The following is a 17652-nucleotide window of genomic DNA, read 5'->3' on the forward strand; positions in this document are numbered from 1 at the left end:
CTCCCGTCGCACCCCAGGGCCCCGGCTCCGCGCGGAAGCGCGGCCCGCCGGGGCCCTCGTGTGTCCGGGCCCCACCGCCGTGACCGGGCCCCAGCCGTCGCCCGCTACGGCCTCGTCGCGTCCGCGTGGGCCTGTCCGAGGCGGGTGACGTGGGAAGTTATGTCCGAAACGGGGGGCGTGTGAGGGGGCGCGACGGCGCATGCGAAACTTTTCACATGACTATGAGCTCGGCCCGTCGACCCCGGACCCGGCGCGGTGCCCGCGTCGCCGCCGCTCTCCTCACGGGCTCCCTGGCCCTGACCCTCGCCGGGTGCTCGGACCAGGAGGTCAGCAGTGCCGAGGGCGCGAACTTCGTGTCCGGCAACGGCCAGGTCAGCGTCATTCCGGCCGGTGACCGCGTGGCCGCCCCCGACATCGGCGGGGAGACGGTTCAGGACGACGGCAAGGGCGAGGTCAAGCTCTCCGACTACGCGGGCGACGTCGTCGTGCTCAACGTCTGGGGCTCCTGGTGCGGCCCCTGCCGGGCCGAGGCGCCGCACTTCAGCAAGGTCGCCAAGGAGCTGGAGGCGGAGGGCGTCCAGTTCCTGGGGATCAACACCCGCGACCTCGACGTCGTGCCCGCGCGGCGCTTCGAGGAGCGGTTCGGGGTTCCGTACCCGAGCATCTACGACCCCAGCGGCCGGCAGATCCTGAAGTTCCCCCGCGGGTCCCTCTCTCCGAAGGCCATCCCCTCCACGCTCGTCGTCGACCGCGACGGCAGGATCGCCGCGCGGGCGCTCAAGCCCCTGAGCGAGGAGGACCTGCGCGAGCTCGTCGAGCCGGTCCTCGCGGACAAGTGACGGCTTCGGCGGCACCCTCATGAACCAGATCCTCCTCGCCGGCACCACCGACACGGTCACCAGCGGTGCCCTTCTCCTGGCCGCGCCCATCGCCCTGCTCGCCGGCCTCGTCTCGTTCTTCTCTCCCTGCGTCCTGCCGCTCGTCCCCGGCTACCTCTCGTACGTGACGGGCATCTCCGGCGCCGACCTCGCCGACGCCCGGCGGGGCCGGATGCTCGCCGGCGCGCTCCTCTTCGTCGGCGGCTTCACCGCCGTCTTCGTCTCCACCGGGGCCCTGTTCGGCTACTTCGGCGACACCCTCCAGGTGCACCAGGAGGTCATCACGCGGGTCCTCGGCGTGCTGACGATCGCGATGGGGCTGTCGTTCATGGGTCTGCTGCTGCCCGGGCTGACCCAGCGGGAGTTCCGCATCCACCGCAAGCCCGCCGTGGGCCTGCTCGGGGCGCCGCTGCTGGGCATCCTGTTCGGCATCGGCTGGACCCCCTGCGTCGGCCCCACCCTGGGCGCGGTGCAGGGGCTCGCGCTCACCGAGGCCAGCGCCGGGCGGGGCGCGGCGCTCATGGTGGCCTACTGTCTGGGGCTCGGCCTGCCGTTCGTCGTCGCCGCCATCGCCTTCCGCAAGGCGCTCGGCGCGTTCGGCTGGGTCAAGCAGCACTACAAGCTGGTCATGCGGGTCGGCGGCGGCATGCTCGTCGGCGTCGGCCTGCTGCTGGTGACCGGAGTCTGGACCGAGATCGTGTACGAGCTGCAACTGTGGTCGTCCGACTTCACCGTGGGGATCTGAGCCGATGAGCACAGTCGAGAGCGCCGAGACGGCAGCCCGCGACGGCGAGGAGCGCGCCGCCGGAGAGCAACTCTCCACGGCACCGCGCGAGGAGCCGCCGGAGCCCGTGGGCATCGGGATCACCGGGTGGGCGCGCTGGTTCTGGCGTCAGCTCACCTCCATGCGGACGGCGCTCCTCCTGCTCCTCCTCCTGGCGCTGGCCGCCGTACCGGGCTCGATGATCCCGCAGAACGGCGTGGACCAGCTCAAGGTCCAGCTGTTCCAGCAGGACCACCCCACCCTCACGCCGATCTACGAGAAGCTCCAGCTGTTCGACGTCTTCAGCTCGGTCTGGTTCTCGGCGATCTACCTGCTGCTGTTCGTCTCCCTCATCGGCTGCATCGTCCCGCGGACCTGGCAGTTCGTCGGCCAGCTCCGGGCCGCCCCGCCGCGGGCGCCGCGCCGCCTCGACCGCATGCCCGCCCACGCGAGCTGGCGCACCGAGGCCGCGCCGGACGAGGTGCTGGACGCCGCCCGGGGCCTGCTGCGCGGCCGCCGCTTCCGGGTCGCCGACGGCGAGGGCTCGGTGGCCGCCGAGAAGGGCTACCTGCGCGAGACCGGGAACCTGCTCTTCCACCTGGCGCTCGTCCTCATGCTCATCGCCTTCGCGGTCGGCCAGCTGTGGAAGGTCGAGGGCGGCAAGCTGCTCGTCCGTGGCCACGCCTTCGCCAACACCCTCACGCAGTACGACGACATCTCCTCCGGCAGCTTCTACGACTACAACGACCTCGACGAGTTCGGTTTCACGCTCGAGGAGTTCCACTCGTCCTTCGAGCCCGACGGCCCGCAGAAGGGCACGCCACGCGAGTTCCGGGCCGACGTCACCGTCTGGGAGGGCGTCGACGGACCCGAGCGGAAGGCCAGCATCGAGGTCAACGACCCGCTGGAGATCGGCGACTCCAAGATCTATCTGATCGGCCACGGCTACGCGCCCGTCGTCTCGGTGACCGACGGGCAGGGCGAGCTGGCTTTCCGGGGCCCGGTGCCGTTCCTCCCGCGTGACGAGCAGGGCACCGCGACGGGCGTCATCAAGGTCACCGACTACAAGAACGCCGAGGGCGAGCGCGACCAGCTCGGCTTCCCCGGCGTGTTCACCCCCACCTACGGTCTGGACGCCGAGCTCGGGCCGCACTCCACCTTCCCCGGGCTCGAGTACCCCGTGCTGTCGCTGTCCGGCCGCCACGGGGACCTCGGGCTGGACTCCGGGCTGTCGCAGAACGTCTACCAGCTCGACGAGCGCAACCTGGAGCCGTTCGAGGACGAGAACGGGGAGATCCTCAAGAAGGGTCTGCGCCCGGGCGAATCCTGGGAGCTGCCGGACGGCGCGGGCACGCTGACGTTCGAGGGCGTCGAGCGGTGGGCGTCGTTCAACATCTCCCAGAAGCCCGCGAGCGGCTGGGCCCTGTTCGGGTCGCTCGCCGCCATCGCCGGGCTCGCGGGCTCGCTGTTCATCCAGCGCCGCCGCGTGTGGGTCCGGGCCCGGCGGGACGGCGACGGGCACACCGTCGTCGAGCTGGCCGGGCTGGGCCGCAGCGAGTCGGCGCGGCTCCCGGAGGAGCTGAACCGGATCGTGGCCGACCTCGCCGCCCGGGCGGAGCCGGTGGAGGCCGAGTCCGCGACCGGAACGGAAGCCGACGCCGACGCCGGGACCAAGGCCGACGCCGACGCCGGGACCAAGGCCGAGTCCGCGACCGGGACCAAGGCCGAGTCCGACTCCGCGACCGAGCCCGACGCCGAGGCCGGGACCGAAGACGAGCCCGAGGCCGAGCGCGGCGGCGCCGCCGGCCCCGCCGACCCCTCGCCGGACGGCTCCTCCGCCGTCGGCGCCGACCACCGCCGAAGGAGCTGACCCCGTGAACGTCGCAGCGGCGAACAACCAGTCACTGGCCGATCTCAGCACCACCCTCGTCCACATGGCGATGGCGGTCTACGTCCTCGCCTTCCTCGGCCACGTGGCCGAGTGGGTCTTCGGCTCGCGCAGCAAGGTCGCCAGGACGGCGGCCGCCCTGAGCCCGCAGAAGCGCGCCGCCGCCGTTCCGCAGGTGCGGGTGAACGGGGGTGCGAAGACGGCCAAGGCCGGCGGCACCGCCGTCCTGGACCGGCCGCGGGTCGTGACGCGCTCGGCCACCGGCCGCGCCGACGTGCCCGACGGGCCGGGCGCCGCAGCCGGTGACGAGCAGGGCGACCTCTACGGGACGATCGCGCTGGCCCTGACGATCCTGGCCTTCCTCATCCACGGCGTCGGCGTCGTCACCCGCGGGCTGTCCGTGGAGCGGGTGCCGTGGGCGAACATGTACGAGTTCTCCACGATGTTCTCCATGCTGGCCGTCGGCGCCTACCTCGTGCTGCTGCTGGCGAAGAAGAACGTCCGCTGGCTCGGTCTGCCGCTGGTCACCACCGTCCTGCTGGACCTGGGCCTGGCCACCACCGTCCTGTACACCGAGAGCGACCAGCTGCCGCCCGCGCTCGACTCGTACTGGCTGGTCATCCACGTCTCGCTGGCGATCGCCTGCGGGGCCCTGTTCTACCTGGGCGCCGTCGGCACCGGGCTCTACCTCTTCCGCGACCACTACGAGCTGAAGCTGGAACACGGCGGGAAGCCCGGCGCGCTCGCCACCTCGGTGCTGGAGCGGCTGCCCTCGGCCGCCTCGTTGGACAAGTTCGCCTACCGCATCAACGCGGCCGTCTTCCCGTTCTGGACCTTCACCATCGTGGCCGGGGCCATCTGGGCGGAGAGCGCCTGGGGCCGGTACTGGGGCTGGGACCCGAAGGAGGTCTGGTCCTTCATCACCTGGGCTGCCTACGCCTGCTACCTGCACGCCCGCGCGACGGTCGGCTGGAAGGGCCGCAAGGCGGCGTACCTGGCCCTGTTCGCCTTCGCCACGTTCCTGTTCAACTACTACGGCGTGAACTTCCTCTTCAACGGCAAGCACTCCTACGCGGGCGTCTGAGCACGACGCGGGGGACGGCCGGGGCTCAGGCGGCGCCGGACAGGAAGCTCTTCCAGCCCGCCGCCGGAGCCTGCCCCACAGGCAGATTCCGCAGCCGGGTCAGGACGGCCGGGTCCTGCACGTCCAGCCAGTCGACCAACTGCCGGAACGAGACCAGCCGCACGTCGGAGTAGCCCCCGTCCGCCATCCGCTTCAGGGACTCCTCGACGGCGTCCATGTAGATGCCGCCGTTCCACTCCTCGAAGTGGTTGCCTATGAACAGCGGGGCCCGGTTCGTCTCGTAGGCGCGCTGGAAGCCCTGGACGTAGGTGTCGATGGCCTGCTGACGCCACCTCGGATAGTTGGCGGGCGGGCCCTTGGTCGTCGCCTTGGACTGGTTGGCGAGGATGTTGTAGTCCATGGACAGCACCTCGAAGCTGTGCCCCGGGAACGGGAGCGACTGGAGCGGGAGGTCCCAGACCCCCTCCCGCTTGCGCGGCCACACCTGGAGCCCGCCCGAGGAGCTGGCGTCATAGCGCCATCCCAGTTCCGCCGCCGTCGGCAGCAGGTTGTCCTGGCCGAGCAGGCAGGGCGTGCGGGCGCCGATGAGCTCCTTGTCGTAGTCGAACGGCAGCGGTTCCAGATCGGTGAACCCGGTGTTCGTGCGCCACTCGGTGACGAACCTCTTCGCCTGCTCGATCTCCGAGCGCCACTCCTGCGGTGTCCAGTGCTCCACCGAACCGGAGCCGCCGCAGAAGTGGCCGTTGAAGTGCGTGCCTATCTCGTGGCCCGCCAGCCAGGCGGCCCGCAGGTTCTCCAGCGTGAGCCGGATGTTGGCGTCCTTGAGGTAACCGATGTCGGAGGCGCCCACCGCGTTGCCCGGCGGGCGGTACTTGTTCCGCTGCGACTCCGGCAGTACGTAGATGCCGGAGAGGAAGAACGTCATCGCCGCGCCGTGCTCCTCGGCCACCTTGCGGAACCGGGGGAACAGCCCGTTGCCGACCTCGCCCGCGCCGTCCCAGGAGAAGACGACGAACTGGGGCGGCTTCTCGCCCGGCTCCAGCGGCCTGGGCGCGGGCGGCTGGTTCGGCTGCGGCCCGGTGTCGGCGGTCGAGCCGTCACCGATCGGCCTCTCCTTCGGGCCCTCGGTGCTCTTGCCCGGGCCCTCGCTCCGGTCGGCCGGGGGCCGCGCCTCGACGTCCGTTCCCCCCGAGCAGCCGGTCAGCCCCGCCGCGAGCGATGCCGTCGCCGCGGCACCCAGCCCGAGCAGTGTCCGTCTGTCCATCCCGGCCATGGCTGACTCTCCCTCGTCACGACGCCGCCGTCACCGGCAAGGAGGCAGTCTGCGCCCGGGGGGTTCCGTCCGGCCGCCGATTTGCCCAGCCTTTGCCCCGGGGCGGCCTCGGGCCGGGCCCGGGCCGGGCTGTGTCGGGGGCGGGGCCGGGTCGGCGTCAGCGGGACGGGGGCGGGTCCTCGGGGCCCGCGTCGCTCGCGGGGGGCTCGTCGTCGGCGTCCCTGCGCAGGCGCCGCTCCCGCTCCCGGTCCTGGTGCTCCCCGTCCCGGTGCTCCCGGTCCCGGCGCTCCCGCTCCTGCCCTCGCCCCTGCTCTCCGTCGCGCTCGTCGAGGGACTTCAGGAAGTTCGGGTTGTCGTCCGGGGCGACCCAGCGGCGCTCGTCCGAGCGCACGGCGCCGTAGGGCGCGTTGCGCCGCGGGCGTCCCGCGATGAACCAGGCGATCGGGCCCAGCGGCACGAACAGCAGGATGATGAGCACCCATGCCACCTTGGGGAGCTTGCGCACCTCCTGCTCGGGCGTGTTGAGGCACTCCACGAAGGCGTAGATCCACACCGCGAGCATCAGCAGGAACGGAAGAGTCCGCAGCATTGTGGGCAGCCCCCAGAGCATGTGACCCGCGCGGGGTTCCGCACGGCCGAGCGCGTCGTACGCCACCAGCCTACGGTGCGTACGCGCCGCGGCGCCCGCCCCGCCGCCGCGGGCGCGCGGCGATGGCGGATACTGGCACCCATGGCATTCGAGGATCTCCGTTCGCTGCTGCGGGCGCTGGAACGCGATGGTGATCTCAAGCGCGTGACGGCTGAGGTCGACCCGTACCTGGAGGTCGGGGAAATCACCGACCGGGTGAACAAGGCGGGCGGCCCCGCTCTGCTGTTCGAGAACGTCAAGGGCTCGGCGATGCCGCTGGCCATGAACGTCTTCGGCACCGACCGACGGCTGCTGAAGGCGCTCGGCCTGAAGTCCTACGGAGAGATCTCCGAGCGCATCGGCGGGCTGCTGAAGCCCGAGCTGCCGCAGGGCTTCGTCGGCTTCCGGGAGGCCTTCGGCAAGCTGGCGGGCATGACCCACGTCCCGCCGCGCAAGGTGAAGGACGCCCCCGTGCAGGACGTCGTCCGCATGGGCGACGACGTCAACCTGGACGAGCTGCCCGCGCTGTTCACCTGGCCCGAGGACGGCGGCTCGTTCTTCAACCTGGGCCTCACCCACACCAAGGACCCGGACACCGGCGTCCGCAACCTCGGCCTGTACCGGCTCCAGCGCCACGACCGCCGCACGATCGGCATGCACTGGCAGATCCACAAGGACAGCCGCAACCACTACCAGGTCGCCGCCCGGCGCGGCGAGCGGCTGCCCGTCGCGATCGCCTTCGGCTGCCCGCCCGCCGTGACCTACGCCTCCACGGCCCCGCTGCCGGGGGACATCGACGAGTACCTGTTCGCCGGCTTCCTCCAGGGCCGCCGGGTGGAGATGGTGGACTGCAAGACCGTCCCGCTCCAGGTGCCCGCGCAGGCCGAGGTCGTCGTCGAGGGCTGGCTCGAACCGGGCAGGATGCTGCCGGAGGGACCCTTCGGGGACCACACCGGCTTCTACACGCCGCAGGAGGACTTCCCGGCGCTGACGATCGACTGCGTCACCACGCGCAAGCGCCCGCTGCTGCAGTCGATCGTCGTCGGCCGCCCGCCGACCGAGGACGGCCCGCTGGGCCGCGCCACCGAGCGTTTCTTCCTCCCCCTGCTGAAGATCATCATCCCGGACATCGTGGACTACCACCTGCCCGAGGCGGGGGGCTTCCACAACTGCGCGATCATCTCGATCGACAAGAAGTACCCCAAGCACGCCCAGAAGGTCATGCACGCCGTGTGGGGTGCCCACATGATGTCGCTGACCAAGCTGATCATCGTCGTCGACTCGGACTGCGATGTCCACGACCTGCACGAGGTGGCCTGGCGGGCCCTGGGCAACACCGACTACGCCCGCGACCTCAGCGTCGTCGAAGGCCCGGTGGACCACCTGGACCACGCCTCCTACCAGCAGTTCTGGGGCGGCAAGGCGGGTATCGACGCCACCGCGAAGTGGCCCGAGGAGGGCTACACCCGCGGCTGGCCGGAGATGGTCACCTCCGACCCGGACACGGCGGCCACCGTGGACCGGCGCTGGCGGGAGTACGGGCTGTGAGCGCAGCGGAGTCGCTGACCGGGCCGCCGCCCGCCCCGGCGCCGTCCGGCCGGGTGCGCGCGTTCCTGCGGCTGGTCATGGTCGAGCACTCGGTCTTCGCCCTGCCCTTCGCCTACATCGCCTCGCTCACCGCGATGTACCTGCACGGCGGCTCGGTGCAGTGGTGGACGCTGTTCCTGGTCACCGTGGCGATGGTGACGCTGCGCACCTTCGCGATGGCGGCGAACCGGATCATCGACCGGGAGATCGACGCCCGCAATCCCCGCACGGCCTCTCGTGAGCTCGTCACGGGTGTCGTGTCCGTGCGCACCGCGTGGACGGGCGCGCTGATCGCGCTCGCCCTCTTCCTCGCCGCGGCCGCCGCGCTCAACCCGCTGTGCCTCGCGCTGTCGCCGCTCGCCGTCGTCCCGATGGTCGTGTACCCCTACGGCAAGCGGTTCACGACCTACCCGCACGCCATCCTCGGGCTGGCGCAGGCGATCGGCCCGATCGGCGCCTGGCTCGCCGTCACCGGCGCCTGGTCCTGGGACGCGGTCCTGCTCGGCCTGGCCGTCGGTATCTGGATCGGCGGCTTCGACCTGATCTTCGCCTGCCAGGACGTCGAGGCCGACCGCGAGGAGGGCGTCGGCTCGGTACCCGCCCGCTTCGGCGTCGCCGCCGCCCTCTACGCCTCCCGGGCCAGCCACGTCGTCACGCTCGGCCTGTTCGTCTGGTTCGCCCTGGCCACGGACGCCGGCGCGTTCTTCTGGGCGGGCCTCGTCGTCGTCGCCGCCGCGTTCGCGTACGAGCACGCCATCGTCCGGCCCGGCGACCTCTCCCGTCTCAACCGCGCCTTCTTCACGGTGAACGGTTTCATCGGCATCGCCCTCTTCGCCTGCGCCCTCGCCGACCTCGCCGTCCGCGGCCTCACGCTCTGATCTCTGGGCGACCCCGAGCTTCACCTGTTCGGGTGTGACGTCCGCGGTATCCGCCCACGCGGCATGAGGGCGTTCGTGCCGATCGACGCTGCGTCACCCTGTGGAACCCGGGGCCTGACGGCTACCGGGGGCGGGACACGTTCCCGTACGGCGGGACGGTGAGCTGGACCGGCTGACGAGCTGAGCCGGCGGTCGCCCGGGGCGGCGACGTCAGCGGTCCAGAAGGAAGGCCAGCGGCCGGCGGAGGTCCGCCGGTTCGCGGTAGTGGACGCCGGTCATCCCGAGCCCGGCCGCGGCCTGGACGTTCTCGAGGCGGTCGTCCACGAAGAGGCACCGGTCGGCGGGGACGGCGGCTCGCCGCGCCGCGATCTCGTAGATCTCCCGGTCCGGCTTGGCCACGCCCACCCCGGCGCTGTTGACGACGTGGTCCGTGAGGTCCGCCAGCCCCATCAGGGCCAGGTCGTCGTCCAGTTCCACGCTGCCATTGGTCACCAGCACCAACGGCAGCGTCGCCGACGCCTGACGGAGCAGGGCGACCACCGCTTCGTCGGCCCGGAACGGTGCCGTAGCCAGCGCGGTGCCCAGGTCACGCGCTCGCTCCCTGGGCAGCCGGTCGGCGAGGGCGCCCGCTATGGACTCCACCCACCGCCTCCTGGAGATCCTCCCCAGCAGCAGGGGCGTCACGATCTCCGGGGAGAACGCCGCTCCCGCGGTCGTTCCCTCCGGCAGGCCCAGTTCGCGTTCCAGGCCCGTGAGCCGGGAGGTGTCGTAGAAGCGGATCACGTTGTCCAGATCGCACAGCACCGCGTCGAACGGCGTGCCGGTGGCCGTGGGTGAGGTCATCGCACCTGGATAGCACGACCGGCCAGCGGGTCGGCGGCGTAGGTGACGCGGGTGACGCCGTCGGCGTGCCGCCGCACGGTGGCCGCGACGCCGAACACCTCGGCCAGCAGCGCGGAGTCGAGCGTTTCCGGGACGGGCCCCCGAGGCCACGACGGCGCCCTGGTGGAGGACGACGACGCGGTCGCAGAGCCGGACGGCGAGATCGAGGTCGTGGAGGACGGCGAGGGTGGTCACGCCGGTCGAGCGGACGAGCTCCAGGACTCGGGGCGTACGCGGGGAGAAGCCCGGTGCCGCTCGTACGGGGGGCGGGTGCCGGGCGGCCGTCAGCTCCAGGGGCTCGGCCCGGCGCCGTAGGGCGCTGGACGGCGGCGACGCCGGGGCGGGGTGCGGCGCAGCCAGAACGCCGCCAGCACGCCGCCGATCAGCCCGAACAGGTGGCCCTGCCAGGAGACGCCCGAGGACGTGGGCAGGACGCCCCACAGGATCGAGCCGTAGAGCAGGAGCACGGTGATGCCCGCCGTGATGTCGAGGGCGTCGCGCTCCACGAAACCGCGCACGAGCAGGTAGCCGAAGAGGCCGAAGACGACGCCGGAGGCGCCCGCGGTGTTGGTGCCGGCGGGGGCCGTCAGCCAGACGCCCAGCCCGCTCGTCACGATGATGACGAGGACGACGCCGAGGAACCGGCCCATGCCGCGCAGCGCCGCGAGGAAGCCGAAGATCACCAGCGGGACGGTGTTCGCGAGGACGTGGTCCCAGCCGAAGTGCAGGAACGCGGCGGGGAAGATGTCCAGCAGCTCGTCGGTGTCCCGCGGCTGGATGCCGTACTCGCGCACGATCGGGCCGCTCGCGCCGTCCAGCGCGGTCAGGAACCACATCAGCGCGACCCAGGACAGCATGAACGTGCCGGCGGTGACGACGCGTGAGCGGCGTGACGGGTCGGTTCCCGTCCCGCTCGGTCCGTACGGCATGCAGACCCCCAACCCCCCGGTTCGGTTTACTCCAGATCAAGCGTACGCAAGGTGCGCAACAGCGAGGCGAGCCGTGGCTCGTGCAGGTCGGCGTAGGTGAGCGCGGCCAGCAGGTCCTGGGGCCGCAGGCGTGGCGCGTCGTGCGGCGCGGCGACGCGGGCCACCTGGCCGGGCGCGAACTCCAGCCGCAGCGGGAGCGTCGCCGCCCCGGGGCCGTCGGGCGCACGCGGGTCGAGCCGGGCGAGGTCCACGGTGAGCGAGGACAGGGCGCCGTCGCGCAGGGCGAGGTCGAGCTCGACGGGACGGTCGGGGACGCGCTCGGCCGCGCCCAGGTCCGGGTCGCCTACGCGGTAGCGGATCGGCTCCAGGGCGGCCGCCAGGGCACGGGCGGCGTCCCCCGCGGGCAGGGTCACGGTCAGGTGCCGGACGCCGCCGCGCTCCCCGGCGTCCCGCAGGGCGCCCCGCGTCGTGAGGACGTCGCGCACGGCACCGACGAGGTGCTGCCGGACCTCGTCCGAGGTCAGCAGGGTGGTGGAGCGGGCGATCCGCTCCGCCGGAGCGTGCGGTCGCCCGCCGAGGGCCTCGGCGAACTCGCCGAACTCCGCCGCCTCCACCCGCACCCACGCGCCGCGCAGCGCCGCCCGTACGGAGTGCAGCGCGGACGGCAGCTCGTCGGCGAGCGCCTCCAGCTCCGGCGCGTCCCGCAGGACCGGGCCCCGCCAGCGGGTCTCCGCCGCCATGGCCGAGAGCCCGAAGCGCAGGTGGAGCTGTTCGTCCACGGTGACGAGGCCGAGGACATCCTCGCCGCCGAATCCGACGGACGCGGCCAGGTCGACCCGGTCACCGGGGGAGAGGTCGCGCAGGTGCCCCTCGGTCCGCACGGCGACGGCCACCTCCAGGTCGGCCAGGAGCCGGGCCTGCTCGCGCAGCCGCTCGCCGTCCGCCCCGGCCCCGGCGCGCTGCCGCAGATAGGCGAGGACGGCGTCGGGCTCGGCGTCGAGCCGGGCGGTGACGGAGGCGGTGTCCAGCCTGCCGAGCCGCTCGACGGCCTCCTGCAGGCGCAGGGCGGTGGTGAGCTTCTGGGCGGTCGTGCAGGCCACGGCCCCGCCGCCGAGCAGCGGGCCGACGCACAACAGGAGGACGAGGAGCAGTCTGCGGGCCCGGCCGCGGGGCCGGGGCTCACCCGGGCGGCCGAGCGGGACGCGGACCCGGGGGCCGCCCGGGCAGCGGAGCCGGGCGCGGAACCGGGGCCAGGGGCGCGGTGCGGTGCGAGCGGTGATGGCGGGCTCCCGGGCTGGTCGGCGGGCGGCGCCCCGGCATCCCGGGGCGGGCACCATTGTGGCGCCCCGGCGCTGCGCCCCGGTTCCACGCCCCCTCCCCACGCCCACGGCTCCCGGCGTTCGGCGTGCGCTCCACCGCAGGCCCTCGCGCCGGGGCCGCACGGTGCCCGCGGCTCCCCGGCCCACCGCCCGTCCGCCCCGGCCCGTAGGCTCGGCGGTGTGACCGACGCCCAGCGCCGCCCGTGGATCGTCGGCGTCTCCGGTGCCTCCGGGACGCCGTACGCCGCCGCCGTCCTCCGCGCCCTGATCGCCGCCGGGGAGCCGGTGGACCTGGTGGTCAGCCGCGCCGCCCGCCTCACCCTCCTGGACGAGACCGGGCACCCCTTTCGGGACGCCCACTGGCGGGACGACCTGCGGCGCTGGCTCGCCCGCGGCGCGGACGGCGACCCGGACGCCTTCCCCGAGGCCCTCCCCGCCGACGGCGACCCCGGCGCCGACCCCGACGCCGTCCGGTACTGGCCGGCCGGCGACCTGGCCGCCGGGCCCTCCTCGGGCTCGTACCCGGCCCGGGGCATGCTCATCGTCCCGGCCTCCACGGCCTGCGTCGCGGGCGTCTCTCTCGGGCTGTCCAAGGACCTCCTCCAGCGGACGGCGAGCGTCACCCTGAAGGAGCGGCGCCCGCTCGTCGTCGCCGTCCGGGAGACCCCGCTGAGCGGGCCGACACTCCAGCAGCTCGTGGCGCTCGACCAGGCCGGGGCCGTCGTCCTTCCCGCCTCCCCCGCCTTCTACGCCGGGGCCCGCCACATCCAGGACCTCGTGGACTTCGTCGCCGGGCGGGCTCTGGACGCCGCCGGGATCCCGCACACGCTGTACCGGAGGTGGAGGGGCGGGCTGGGTAGTGCAGGTGCACCGGGCTCGATGGCTTAGATTCTGATAGCGAAGCCAACTGCTGCCGGACAACTGAAGGGCGACGGACCCATGGATGCCGTGGACAGACAGCTCATCCAGGCGCTGAGGGAGAACGGCAGGGCCTCCTACGCGGAGCTGGGCCGCCTGGTCGGCCTGTCCGGCCCCAGCGTCACCGACCGGATCAACCGGCTGGAGGCGGCGGGCGTCATCACCGGCTACCGCGCCACCGTCGACGCCCCCAGCCTGGGTCTCGGCGTCACGGCCCTCGTCGGCGTCCAGCTCTCCGACGCCACGGACCACGACGACGTCGCCCAGCGCCTCCGCGAGCTGGAGGAGATTGAGGACTGCTGGTTCATCGCGGGCGACGACTCCTACATGCTCAAGGTCCGCGCGACGGACGTCGACGGGCTGGAGCGGACCATCCGCCGGCTGTCGGGTACCAAGGGCGTCTCGCGCACCCGCACGACCATCGTGCTGTCGACGAAGTGGGAGAACCGCGTCGGCGAGCTGCCCGAGGGCGAGCTCCCGGGTGCCTGAGCCGCGCCGCGGACGGCCCCGGGCGACGGACCGGGCCACGGCCCCGGGCGAGGGGCCGGAGACGGCCCGTGCGGGGAGGGGACGGCCCGGTGGCCGGCCCCTACCCGCCCGGCTTGCCCCGAATGGTCGTGGCGTACGCTCGAGAGGCGCGAGCGGAGACCTGCGCAGACTTCTAGGGAGGCGCGACGCATGGACGCTGGGCTCAAGCGGGAGCTGGAGGAGAAGGTCCGCGCGGGCGAACGGCTGACCCGTGAGGACGGCATCGCCCTCTACGAGTCCGACGACCTGGCCTGGCTCGGCGGCCTGGCCCACGAGGTCCGCACCCGCAAGAACGGCGACGTCGTCCACTTCAACGTCAACCGTCACCTCAACATGACCAACGTGTGCACCGCGTCCTGCGCGTACTGCTCCTTCCAGCGCAAGCCGGGGGAGAAGGACGCCTACACGATGCGCATCGAGGAGGCCGTCAAGCTCGCCAAGGCGATGGAGGGCGACAACCTCACCGAGCTGCACATCGTCAACGGCCTCCACCCCACCCTCCCGTGGCGGTACTACCCGCGCTCGCTGCGCGCCCTCAAGGAGGCGCTGCCCGAGACGGTCTCGCTGAAGGCCTTCACCGCCACCGAGATCCACCACTTCGAGACGATCTCCGGGATGAGCGCCGACGAGATCCTCGACGAGCTGATCGACGCGGGCCTGGAGTCGCTCACGGGCGGCGGCGCGGAGATCTTCGACTGGGAGGTCCGGCAGCACATCGTGGACCACGCCACCCACTGGGAGGACTGGTCCCGCATCCACCGCCTCGCCCACTCCAAGGGCCTCAAGACGCCCAGCACCATGCTCTACGGGCACATCGAGGAGCCGCGCCACCGCGTCGACCACGTGCTGCGGCTGCGCGAACTCCAGGACGAGACCGGCGGCTTCCAGGTCTTCATCCCGCTGCGCTACCAGCACGACTTCGTCGACATGAAGGACGGCAAGGTCCGCAACCGGCTCCAGGCCCGCACGACGATGGCCACCGGTGCCGAGGCCCTCAAGACCTTCGCCGTCTCCCGGCTGCTGTTCGACAACGTGCCACACGTCAAGGTCTTCTGGGTCATGCACGGCGTGCAGACCGCCCAGCTCGCCCTCCAGCACGGCGCCGACGACATGGACGGCTCCGTCGTCGAGTACAAGATCACCCACGACGCCGACGACTTCGGCACCCCGGACAAGCTCACCCGCGAGGACCTGCTGGAGCTGATCCGGGACGCCGGTTTCCGTCCCGTCGAGCGCAACACCCGCTACGAGACGGTCCGCGAGTACCCGGGCCCGGACGCCGAGCGCCGCGAGACCCCGCAGCCCATGCGGCTCTGACCAGGTCCTTCGCAGGTGCGGTACATTCTCGACCCCGGAACGGACCGGGCCACGCTCGACGGCGTGGCCCGGCTGTGGGCCGACGTCGTCAACACGGGCGGGGCCGTCGGCTTCGTCCCGCCCGTCACGGCGGACGACGTACGGCCCGAGCTGCTCAAGCACCTGACGGCGATGACCGAGGGCCGCACCCGCCTGCTCGCCGGTTTCGACGACGCCGGTGAGGTGAAGGCCACCGCCTTCCTCACCCTGAACACCCACCGGCTGATGCGACACTGGGTGTGGCTGTACACCGTGATGGTGCACCCCGCGTACCAGCGCTCCGGTGAGGGGCGGGCCCTGATGGCCGCCGCCGAGGAGGCCGCCCGCGGCCTCGACGGCGTCCGCGGCATCCGGCTCACCTGCCGCGGCGGGCTCGGCCTGGAGCACTTCTACGCGGCGTGCGGCTACAAGGAGGTCGGCCGGGTCCCGGACGCGATCAAGGTGGCCGACGCGGACCTCCGCGACGACATCACGATGTGGCTGCCCCTGACCTGACCCCTGACCCGAACGGCCGCCCGCAGGCCCCCGTAGCACCGCAGGACGAGAAAGAGACCGCCGTGACCAGCACCCCGAGCACGACCTCCCGCGCCACGCTCCGATACACGCTGATGCGCCTCGGGCTGTTCGCCGCGAGCTTCGCCGTCGTCTCCGTCCTGGCGTACGCCGGCGTCATCCCCGAGGGGATCGGCAAGTCCAACCCGCTGTGGCTGGTCGCCCTCGCCATCCTCGTCTCCGCGCCGCTGAGCTTCGTCCTCCTGCGCCGTCAGCGGGACGAGATGGCCGAGCACATCGCGCCGCGCGTCGAGCGCGTGTCCGGCACCATGAAGGCCCGTCTCGCGGCCAACCGCGACCAGGAGGACGACGCCGCGTAACGCTCGTCACACCCTTACCAGCACCCTGTCGGGAATCCCCTTCCCCCGGCGGGGTGTTGTCGTCTCACGTGCCCTGCTCCCCAAGTGATCCTTTGGGAGCCCATAAGTCCCAGTGTTAGCGTGAGGCCCATGACGACCGCAGCCCCGAAGCGCCCCGCACCGCGGAGTGCCCTCCTCGTGGAGCGGCTGCACGTCGACCTCTGCCGCTGTCGGACGACGGCCTGTCGCCCCTGACGCAGCCCCGGCCTGAACCGGGCCCGGCGCCTGAACCGGGCCCGGCGCCTGAACCGGGCCCGGCCTGAACCAGGCCCGCCTGACGCCGGGTCTGGCGACATCTCCGAGCCCGCACGACCATGTCCGGTGCTCACCCCTGCCGCGTAACGCCCCACCACCTCACCGGAGTGTGCCCGTGTCCCCCACGCCGCCCGACACGTCCGAGACGTCACCGGCCGCGCCGTCGTCCCCCCGCCGACCCCGCCTCCCCAAGGTGCCCTTCTGGGCCCAGATCCTCACCGGTCTCGTGCTCGGCGTCCTGCTGGGCTGGGCCGCGCGCAGCGGTGGCGTCGACTGGCTCGGCACCGGCCTGGAGAAGACCGGCGACATCTTCGTCCAGCTCCTCAAGCTGGCCGTCGCCCCGCTGGTGTTCTTCGCCATCGCCATCTCGATCACCAACCTCCGCAACGTCTCCAACGCCGCCCGGCTCGCCGGGCGCACCCTGCTGTGGTTCCTGGCCACCTCGCTGATCGCCGTCGCCATCGGGCTGGCCATCGGCCTGCTCACCGACCCCGGCGCCGGTACCGGCCTCACCCCCGAGGACGGCGCGCGCCCGGAGAGCGCCGGCTCCTGGCTCGACTTCCTCACCGGCATCGTCCCCACGGACGTCATCACGCCGTTTACCGAGCTCAACGTCCTCCAGATCGTCTTCATGGCCGCCGTCACCGGCGTCGCCGCCCTCAAGCTCGGCGACAGGGCCGAACCCCTCCTCGCCTTCGGCGAGTCCGTGCTCGCCCTCCTCCAGAAGGCGCTGTGGTGGGTCATCCGCCTCGCCCCCCTCGGCACCCTCGGCCTCATCGGCAACGCCATCAACCGGTACGGCTGGGACCTGATCGGCCAGTACGCCACCTTCACCGCCGACGTCTACATCGGCTGCGCCCTCGTCATGTTCGGCGTCTACCCGCTGCTGCTCGGCCTCGTCGCGCGCGTCAGCCCGCTCCAGTTCTTCCGCGGCGCCTGGCCCGCCATCCAGCTCGCCTTCGTCTCCCGCTCCTCGGTCGGCACCATGCCCGTCACCCAGAAGGTCGTCGAGCGGCTCGGCGTCCCCAAGGAGTACGCGAGCTTCAGCGTCCCGTTCGGGGCCACCACGAAGATGGACGGCTGCGCCGCGATCTATCCGGCGCTCGCGGCGATCTTCGTCGCCGAGATCTTCGGCGTCAGCCTCGGTGCCCAGGACTACCTGCTGATCGCCTTCGTCTCCGTCGTCGGCTCCGCCGCGACCGCCGGCCTCACCGGCGCCACGGTGATGACGACCCTCACCCTGTCCACCCTGGGCCTGCCCCTCGAAGGCGTCGGCCTCCTCCTGGCCATCGACCCGGTGCTCGACATGATCCGCACCGCCACCAACGTCACCGGCCAGGCCGTCGTCCCCGTCCTCGTCTCGGCCCGCGAACGCATCCTCGACACCACCGCGTTCGCCAAGGCCACGTCCTTCGACCTGGACACCTGGGACGACACCCCTGCCGAGCCCACCGCCCCGGTCCCCGCCACCGCCTCGTAGCCCCCACACCCCACCCCGAGCCCCGCCGGCCCCGCCGGCGGGGCTCGGTCGTGGCACGCTGCGGGGTACCCGGGTTCAGGCTCGGCCAAGCCGGC

At 72.5% G+C, this 17652-nt stretch carries 17 protein-coding genes and 1 pseudogene; 12 read left to right on the forward strand and 6 right to left on the reverse strand.

What is annotated here, in order from left to right; translation table 11 throughout:
• The first annotated feature begins 221 nt into the window (after window positions 1-221).
• The 4 genes from O7609_RS14090 to ccsB are packed head-to-tail and all read left to right on the forward strand — an operon-like array spanning window position 222 to window position 4613.
• A complete protein-coding gene (locus tag O7609_RS14090; protein WP_269737262.1) occupies window positions 222-839 on the forward strand; it encodes a TlpA family protein disulfide reductase in 618 nt (205 codons plus the stop codon).
• Between the two features lie 19 nt (window positions 840-858).
• Window positions 859-1623: a cytochrome c biogenesis CcdA family protein gene (locus tag O7609_RS14095; protein ID WP_269736597.1), complete on the forward strand. Its 765-nt coding sequence runs from the start codon at window positions 859-861 to the stop codon at window positions 1621-1623.
• A gap of 4 nt (window positions 1624-1627) precedes the next feature.
• Window positions 1628-3511 carry a cytochrome c biogenesis protein ResB gene (locus O7609_RS14100; RefSeq protein WP_269743652.1) on the forward strand — a complete coding sequence of 628 codons (1884 nt, stop codon included), beginning with the start codon at window positions 1628-1630 and terminating at the stop codon, window positions 3509-3511.
• Window positions 3512-3515: 4 nt separating this feature from the next.
• Window positions 3516-4613: a c-type cytochrome biogenesis protein CcsB gene (gene ccsB, locus O7609_RS14105; RefSeq protein WP_269743653.1), complete on the forward strand. Its 1098-nt coding sequence runs from the start codon at window positions 3516-3518 to the stop codon at window positions 4611-4613.
• A gap of 25 nt (window positions 4614-4638) precedes the next feature.
• On the opposite strand, the gene O7609_RS14110 is transcribed toward ccsB, so the two are convergent.
• A complete protein-coding gene (locus O7609_RS14110) occupies window positions 4639-5886 on the reverse strand; it encodes a hypothetical protein (RefSeq protein WP_269743654.1) in 1248 nt (415 codons plus the stop codon).
• A 157-nt stretch (window positions 5887-6043) separates the two neighbouring features.
• Window positions 6044-6541 carry a PLD nuclease N-terminal domain-containing protein gene (locus tag O7609_RS14115; protein ID WP_443072122.1) on the reverse strand — a complete coding sequence of 166 codons (498 nt, stop codon included), beginning with the start codon at window positions 6539-6541 and terminating at the stop codon, window positions 6044-6046.
• Window positions 6542-6616: 75 nt separating this feature from the next.
• Here O7609_RS14115 and O7609_RS14120 point away from each other — a divergent pair, with 75 nt between their 5' ends.
• The gene (locus O7609_RS14120; RefSeq protein ID WP_269736593.1) at window positions 6617-8062 is read left to right on the forward strand and encodes a menaquinone biosynthesis decarboxylase; all 1446 of its coding nucleotides are present in this window, start codon (window positions 6617-6619) and stop codon (window positions 8060-8062) included.
• Window positions 8059-8979 carry a menaquinone biosynthesis prenyltransferase MqnP gene (mqnP, locus tag O7609_RS14125; RefSeq protein ID WP_269736592.1) on the forward strand — a complete coding sequence of 307 codons (921 nt, stop codon included), beginning with the start codon at window positions 8059-8061 and terminating at the stop codon, window positions 8977-8979. Before O7609_RS14120 ends, mqnP begins: the two co-directional genes overlap by 4 nt.
• Before the next feature lie 210 nt (window positions 8980-9189).
• Here the strand turns inward: mqnP and O7609_RS14130 are convergent, their stop codons facing one another.
• The 4 genes and pseudogenes from O7609_RS14130 to O7609_RS14145 all read right to left on the reverse strand — a co-directional run bounded on the left by O7609_RS14130 (window position 9190) and on the right by O7609_RS14145 (window position 12124).
• Window positions 9190-9822, reverse strand: coding sequence for an HAD-IA family hydrolase (locus tag O7609_RS14130; protein WP_269736591.1), 633 nt, complete (start codon window positions 9820-9822; stop codon window positions 9190-9192).
• Window positions 9819-10083, reverse strand: a pseudogene (locus tag O7609_RS14135) (ABC transporter ATP-binding protein); the annotation flags it as partial. The pseudogene O7609_RS14135 and the gene O7609_RS14130, both read right to left, overlap by 4 nt.
• Window positions 10084-10145: 62 nt before the next feature.
• Window positions 10146-10790: a rhomboid family intramembrane serine protease gene (locus O7609_RS14140; protein ID WP_269736590.1), complete on the reverse strand. Its 645-nt coding sequence runs from the start codon at window positions 10788-10790 to the stop codon at window positions 10146-10148.
• Between the two features lie 26 nt (window positions 10791-10816).
• The gene (locus tag O7609_RS14145) at window positions 10817-12124 is read right to left on the reverse strand and encodes a hypothetical protein (protein ID WP_269743655.1); all 1308 of its coding nucleotides are present in this window, start codon (window positions 12122-12124) and stop codon (window positions 10817-10819) included.
• A gap of 165 nt (window positions 12125-12289) precedes the next feature.
• Between O7609_RS14145 and O7609_RS14150 the strand changes: the two genes are divergently transcribed.
• The 6 genes from O7609_RS14150 to O7609_RS14175 all read left to right on the forward strand — a co-directional run bounded on the left by O7609_RS14150 (window position 12290) and on the right by O7609_RS14175 (window position 17557).
• A complete protein-coding gene (locus O7609_RS14150; RefSeq protein WP_269736588.1) occupies window positions 12290-12997 on the forward strand; it encodes a UbiX family flavin prenyltransferase in 708 nt (235 codons plus the stop codon).
• A gap of 51 nt (window positions 12998-13048) precedes the next feature.
• Window positions 13049-13516, forward strand: coding sequence for an Lrp/AsnC family transcriptional regulator (locus tag O7609_RS14155; RefSeq protein ID WP_269736587.1), 468 nt, complete (start codon window positions 13049-13051; stop codon window positions 13514-13516).
• Window positions 13517-13705: 189 nt separating this feature from the next.
• Window positions 13706-14872, forward strand: a complete 1167-nt coding sequence (gene mqnE / locus O7609_RS14160) for an aminofutalosine synthase MqnE (protein WP_269736586.1) — start codon at window positions 13706-13708, stop codon at window positions 14870-14872.
• A gap of 15 nt (window positions 14873-14887) precedes the next feature.
• Window positions 14888-15406 (forward strand): GNAT family N-acetyltransferase, encoded by a 519-nt coding sequence (locus O7609_RS14165; RefSeq protein ID WP_269736585.1) that lies wholly within the window; start codon window positions 14888-14890, stop codon window positions 15404-15406.
• 62 nt (window positions 15407-15468) lie between these two features.
• Window positions 15469-15783, forward strand: coding sequence for a DUF4229 domain-containing protein (locus O7609_RS14170; RefSeq protein WP_269736584.1), 315 nt, complete (start codon window positions 15469-15471; stop codon window positions 15781-15783).
• A 487-nt stretch (window positions 15784-16270) separates the two neighbouring features.
• Window positions 16271-17557 carry a dicarboxylate/amino acid:cation symporter gene (locus O7609_RS14175; RefSeq protein WP_269737260.1) on the forward strand — a complete coding sequence of 429 codons (1287 nt, stop codon included), beginning with the start codon at window positions 16271-16273 and terminating at the stop codon, window positions 17555-17557.
• Window positions 17558-17652: the final 95 nt, after the last annotated feature.

This window comes from Streptomyces sp. WMMC1477 (assembly GCF_027460245.1).
Lineage (GTDB): Bacteria > Actinomycetota > Actinomycetes > Streptomycetales > Streptomycetaceae > Streptomyces.

Excerpts from the sequence above, each read along its gene's own strand:
- O7609_RS14100 (WP_269743652.1), top strand. The coding sequence starts at position 1,628 with ATGAGCACAGTCGAGAGCGCCGAGACGGCAGCCCGCGACGGCGAGGAG.
- O7609_RS14095 (WP_269736597.1), top strand. The coding sequence starts at position 859 with ATGAACCAGATCCTCCTCGCCGGCACCACCGACACGGTCACCAGCGGT.
- O7609_RS14110 (WP_269743654.1), bottom strand. The coding sequence starts at position 5,886 with ATGGCCGGGATGGACAGACGGACACTGCTCGGGCTGGGTGCCGCGGCG.
- O7609_RS14090 (WP_269737262.1), top strand. The coding sequence starts at position 222 with ATGAGCTCGGCCCGTCGACCCCGGACCCGGCGCGGTGCCCGCGTCGCC.
- O7609_RS14155 (WP_269736587.1), top strand. The coding sequence starts at position 13,049 with ATGGATGCCGTGGACAGACAGCTCATCCAGGCGCTGAGGGAGAACGGC.
- O7609_RS14130 (WP_269736591.1), bottom strand. The coding sequence starts at position 9,822 with ATGACCTCACCCACGGCCACCGGCACGCCGTTCGACGCGGTGCTGTGC.
- O7609_RS14120 (WP_269736593.1), top strand. The coding sequence starts at position 6,617 with ATGGCATTCGAGGATCTCCGTTCGCTGCTGCGGGCGCTGGAACGCGAT.
- mqnE (WP_269736586.1), top strand. The coding sequence starts at position 13,706 with ATGGACGCTGGGCTCAAGCGGGAGCTGGAGGAGAAGGTCCGCGCGGGC.
- O7609_RS14140 (WP_269736590.1), bottom strand. The coding sequence starts at position 10,790 with ATGCCGTACGGACCGAGCGGGACGGGAACCGACCCGTCACGCCGCTCA.